Annotated in this window: 7 protein-coding genes; 5 read left to right on the top strand and 2 right to left on the bottom strand. The window is 70.2% G+C overall.

Annotation, left to right across the window (positions count from 1 at the left end; all coding sequences use genetic code 11):
* Positions 1-147: 147 nt before the first annotated feature.
* Entirely contained in the window at positions 148-1521 is a 1374-nt protein-coding gene (locus tag IJH84_RS05545; RefSeq protein ID WP_295141076.1) for an MFS transporter, read from the bottom strand.
* 67 nt (positions 1522-1588) lie between these two features.
* On the opposite strand from IJH84_RS05545, the gene IJH84_RS05550 reads away from it, so the two are divergent.
* From IJH84_RS05550 to IJH84_RS05560, 3 genes are all read left to right on the top strand, one after another.
* The gene (locus IJH84_RS05550) at positions 1589-2182 is read left to right on the top strand and encodes a TetR/AcrR family transcriptional regulator (protein ID WP_295141079.1); all 594 of its coding nucleotides are present in this window, start codon (positions 1589-1591) and stop codon (positions 2180-2182) included.
* Positions 2183-2243: 61 nt separating this feature from the next.
* On the top strand, positions 2244-2453 hold the full coding sequence (locus tag IJH84_RS05555; protein WP_295141082.1) for a type II toxin-antitoxin system VapB family antitoxin: 210 nt from the start codon (positions 2244-2246) through the stop codon (positions 2451-2453).
* Entirely contained in the window at positions 2450-2860 is a 411-nt protein-coding gene (locus IJH84_RS05560) for a PIN domain nuclease (protein WP_295141085.1), read from the top strand. The genes IJH84_RS05555 and IJH84_RS05560 overlap by 4 nt, the downstream gene beginning before the upstream one ends.
* On the opposite strand, the gene IJH84_RS05565 is transcribed toward IJH84_RS05560, so the two are convergent.
* Positions 2861-3514 carry an amino acid-binding protein gene (locus IJH84_RS05565; protein ID WP_295141093.1) on the bottom strand — a complete coding sequence of 218 codons (654 nt, stop codon included), beginning with the start codon at positions 3512-3514 and terminating at the stop codon, positions 2861-2863. It abuts the gene before it with no gap.
* A 453-nt stretch (positions 3515-3967) separates the two neighbouring features.
* Here IJH84_RS05565 and gatC point away from each other — a divergent pair, with 453 nt between their 5' ends.
* Positions 3968-4267, top strand: coding sequence for an Asp-tRNA(Asn)/Glu-tRNA(Gln) amidotransferase subunit GatC (gene gatC, locus IJH84_RS05570; protein ID WP_200070253.1), 300 nt, complete (start codon positions 3968-3970; stop codon positions 4265-4267).
* The coding region (locus IJH84_RS05575) for an amidase family protein (RefSeq protein ID WP_295141090.1) at positions 4267-4659 on the top strand (393 nt) is incomplete at its 3' end. The genes gatC and IJH84_RS05575, both read left to right, overlap by 1 nt.

Here is a 4659-nt window from a genome sequence, read left to right on the forward strand (position 1 = left end):
CTGCTCGAGCAGGGCCCGGACGCCGCGGCCGAGGCCGCGCTCGACGTCGGCGAACCGAAGCAGGACTAGGAGTTGATCGGGGAGTTCGCGCCGGTGGCCGGGCTGAGCACGTCGCAAGCGGCTGACGCCGCTTCTCGCGCCCAACGCTCAGCTCGCCACCGCTTCGGTGCGCTCCGCTCTCGGCAGCATCGCCGTGGCGAGCGCTGTGGCGAGCATCAGCCCGGTCATCAGCAGGAACGCGTGCCCGTAGGCGGCGGCGAGCACCCCGGGCGCGCGGTCGGCGGTGGCGGTCGCCGCCGCCACGGCCGCGAGTCCCACGGCGCCGCCGACCTGCTTGGTGGTGTTCATCAGCCCGGAGGCCGCGCCCGCGTCCTCGGCGGCGACTCCGCTGGTCACCACGGTCGTGATCGGAGTGTTCAGCAGTCCGCCGCCGATCGCGATCAGGATCCCCGGCCCGAGCAGCCCGAGCACGTAACCGGAGTCCGGCGTCAGCAGGCTCTGCCAGCCGAACCCGGCCGCGCTGATCGACGCACCCGTCGCGATCAGCGCGCGCGTGCCGACGTGGCGCATCAGCCTCGGCACCACGTTCACACCCAGCAGGATGCTCACCAGCGTGTGCGGCAGGAATCCGAGCCCGGTCGCCAATGGCCCGTAGTGCAGGAGTTCCTGCATGGCCAGCGACAGGAAGTACCACATGGGATTCAGGCACGCCCCGGCCAGCAACAGCACGGCATTGCCCGCCGACACCGCGCGCAGCCGGAACAGCCGCACCGGAATCAGGGCGGCATCGCTGTGGCGCGCTTCGTGCGCTGCGAACAGCGCGAGCAGGGTCAGGCCCGCGAACGCCGCCGCAACGGCGAGCGAGTCCGCGTCGCGCAGTTGCGTGATCCCGTACGTGAGCGTGATCAGACCGGCCGTGGCGGTGAGCGCTCCGGGCACGTCCAGGCGTGCAGCCGCTGATGCCCGGTTGCGCGCCAGCAGGCTCAGCGCCAGCGGCGCGGCAACGACCCCGATCGGCACGTTGATCAGCAGCGTCGCCCGCCAGGAGAGGTACTCGGTGAGCACTCCGCCCGCGAGATTTCCGGCCGTGCCACCGGCCATTCCGACGGCGGCCCAGATCGCCAGCGCTCGGGTCCGGTCGTTCCCCTCGGGGAACGTGGTGGTCAGCAGCGTCAGCGTGGCCGGGGCGAGCACGGCCGCGCCGAGCCCCTGCACAGCCCGCGCCGCGATCAGCGCGCCAGGCTCGACCGCCGTCCCGCCCACCAGGCTGGCCACGCAGAACAACGCGAGCCCGGCGAGGAACGCGCGCCTGCGCCCGATCACGTCGGCGAGCCGCCCGCCCATCAGCAGGAAACCGGCGAAGACCAGCGCGTAGGCGTTGACCACCCAGGGCAGCACCGTTTCGTCGAGACCCAGTGAAGCGCTGATCGACGGCAACGCCACGTTCACCACGGACACGTCCAGCACGACGATGAACTGCGCCGCGCAGGCCAGGGCGAGCAGGAGCCTCCGGCGATCCAAGATTCCCCCTTTTTGATACAGCAGTATCATATACAGCAGTATCACGTAGGAGAAGCTGGGAGAAGCATTGCCGAAGACCGTCGATCACGCCCAGCGCCGAGCCGCGATCGCGGACGGCCTCGTGCGGGTGGCCGCGCGGGAAGGGCTGCACGCGGTCACGATGCGCGCCGTCGCCGCCGAGGCCGGCGTCTCGTTGCGGCTGGTGCAGTACTACTTCCACAGCAAAGCCCAGCTCATGCACTCCGCCCTGCTGCACCTGGAAGAACGCAGCCACCAGCGGTGGGCGGAGCGGATGCGCGCTCGCGACGGGTCGACCCGCGAGCTGGTCGCGGAACTGCTCGCCGAAGCGCTGCCCACCGACGAGGCGAGCCGGGCGTTCCACCTGGTGTGGACTTCGTTCGCGGCGCTGGCGATGACCGACGCCGAGCTGTCCGCGCAGCCGTTCGTCGAGGGCCCGCAACGGCTGGAGGAGCAGCTCACCGGCTTGCTGACGCGGGCGCGGGAGAACGGCGAACTGCTCGCGAGCGCCGACCCCGCGATCGAATCCGCCCGGCTGTTGGCCCTCGGCCACGGCCTCGGAACCGCGGTCCTGGTCGGCCAGCGCACCGCCGACTCCGCCCGAACCGTGCTGACCTACCACCTGAACGCGCTGTTCGGGTAGAGCCTCGACCTGTCGCGGATGCCGCTGCCGCTCTACTCGTGATGATGTGTATTGTTGGTGTATGAGCCGCACAAACATCGATATAGATGATGAACTGGTCGAAGCCGCGATGCGCCGGTACGGCCTGACGACCAAGCGCGAAGCGGTCGACGTCGCGTTGCGCAGACTTGTCGGTCCTAAAGTGACCAGCGAGGAGTTCTTCGCGCTGGAAGGGATCGGCTGGGATGGCGATCTCAACGAGATCCGTGACGATGCTCCGGAGCAGGTATGAAGCAGTATCTCGTCGATACGTCGGTCTGGATCGACTTTTTTCGCGGGATTCCCGGTGGATCCCACGACGTCATGAAGGACTTGGGGCAGGACACCGACTGCATCGCCACCACAGAGCCTGTGATCATGGAACTGCGAGCCGGAGCCGTGGGAACTCGGCTAGCTCGGATCGAAGGGACGTTGAACCGCTTCGCGCAGCTTGGCGTTCAGCCGACCACAGATTTCTTCGTGGCGGCCGACCTCTACAGGCAGGTGCGCCGCAACGGGAACACTGTCCGCTCCATGGTCGACTGCCTGATCGCTGCGGTCGCCATCCGAACTGGCGCAACGCTGGTTCATCGAGACCGTGACTACGCGTTGCTGGCGGATATCGCTACCGAGCTTCGGGTGCGGTCTGCACTGGACTGATCAGTCGTCCAGGACCACCGAGACGATGCCCGCCAGGTGCGCGAGGCGCGCGACCTCGGCGGCGCGGAACATCGGGCCACCGGGGCGTCCGGCCAGCAGCACGCGATCCGGTTTGCCGATCGGGGTCGCCGCCAGTTCGGTGCCGAGTTCCTGCCAGGTTTCCGGCACCCAGCCCTCGTCGCCGTCCAGGATCGTGGCGCGCGGCAGCGGCAGCCACGGCAGCTCCAGGTAGCCCTGCTGCGGCGCGGACGAACTCGCCGCCAGTTGCTCGGTACCGCCCGAGTGGTGCCCGAACACGATCGCCCAGCCGGACCGGATGATCTTCGGCACGCCCTCGGCGAAGATCTGCAGGCCGTTGCCGGGCTCGGCGGCGATGTCCTCGACCAGCTCCAGCTCGCGGTGGGTGTCCAGCACGCCCGCGTACGGCCGGACCGCGTCGACCTCGACCCCGTCGATGGACTCCGCGGCGGTGATCAGGATGTCCGGCAGGCGACCGGACGGCAGTTCCACCACCATGTCGTCGATGGCCACGTCCGAGGCCCGCTCGACCACGTCGACGCTGAGTATGTCTGCTCCGATCTCGCCCAGCGCACTCGCCACCGCCCCGAGGATCCCCGGGCGGTCCGGTATCTGAACCCGGATCAGGAAGGACACCGGACTCAACGCCTCCAGCTTCGTGCGCGGCACCTCGCCGTCCGCGCTCCCCGCGACGCACGGCCGCTCACCAGGGCCGCCGTGCGAGCAGCAGGCGGGCCAAATTGTGGCAGACACCGCACCCTAGCGGTGCGCCCGCCGTTCGTGTAGTGCAACGCGAGGTCGTCGTTGCACCTTCCCGCGCTGCCCGGCTTACCCGCGAAGGGCGCCTTGACCCCGATGAAGCGGTCCGCCGCTGCTGTTCCGGAGAGGGCGGCCAACACGCGCGGCCGTCAGCCGAGGGGGGCCGATGCGGCGAAGTGGCGAGCAGGCGGAAGGGGCCTGCGCTGCCGCTCCGCGGCGCAGCGGTGACACGGGGTGACGACCGGGTTCGCCCCCTGGCCGGGGCCATGCGGGCTCGGCAATAGACTGAGGACAACCCGTGATACCGGACATGACCAGGGAGCCTTCGCAGTGTCCAAGATCTCCCGCGACGAGGTCGCGCACCTCGCCGGCCTGGCCAGGCTGGCGGTCACCGAGCAGGAGCTCGACACCTTCGCCGGTCAGCTCGACGTGATCCTCGAATCGGTGGCCCGCGTCGGGGAGGTCGCCGCGCAGGACATCCCCCCGACTTCGCACGCGGTGCCGGTGACCAACGTGTTCCGCGAAGACGTGGTGCGGCCCAGCCTGCCGCGCGAGGCCGCGCTGGACGGCGCGCCCGCGGCCGAGGAGAACCGGTTCCGCGTCCCGCGGATCTTGAACGAGGAGGCGTGATGACCCAGACCGCGACCGGCGGCGACTCGGCCCTGACCGGCCTGACCGCCGCGGAGCTGGCAGCCGAGCTGGCCGCCGGCGAGGTGAGTTCGGTCGAGGCCACCCGCGCCCACCTGGACCGCATCTCCGGCGTGGACGGCAACGTGCACGCCTTCCTGCACGTGGACGCCGACGGTGCGCTCGATGCCGCGAACAAGGCCGACGAGGACCGCGCCGCCGGCCGGTCGGCTTCCCCGCTGGCGGGCGTGCCGCTGGCGCTCAAGGACGTGTTCGCCACCGGCGACATGCCCACCACCTGCGGCTCGAAGATGCTGGAGGGCTGGGTCCCGCCGTACGACTCCACGGTGGCGCAGCGGCTGCGCGCGGCCGGTGTGGTGGTGCTCGGCAAGACC

Source organism: Saccharopolyspora sp., from assembly GCF_017434145.1.
GTDB classification, from domain to species: domain Bacteria; phylum Actinomycetota; class Actinomycetes; order Mycobacteriales; family Pseudonocardiaceae; genus Saccharopolyspora_C; species Saccharopolyspora_C galaxeae.

Coding starts and splice junctions, on each gene's coding strand:
- IJH84_RS05560 (WP_295141085.1), top strand. CDS start 2,450: ATGAAGCAGTATCTCGTCGATACGTCGGTCTGGATCGACTTTTTTCGC.
- IJH84_RS05555 (WP_295141082.1), top strand. CDS start 2,244: ATGAGCCGCACAAACATCGATATAGATGATGAACTGGTCGAAGCCGCG.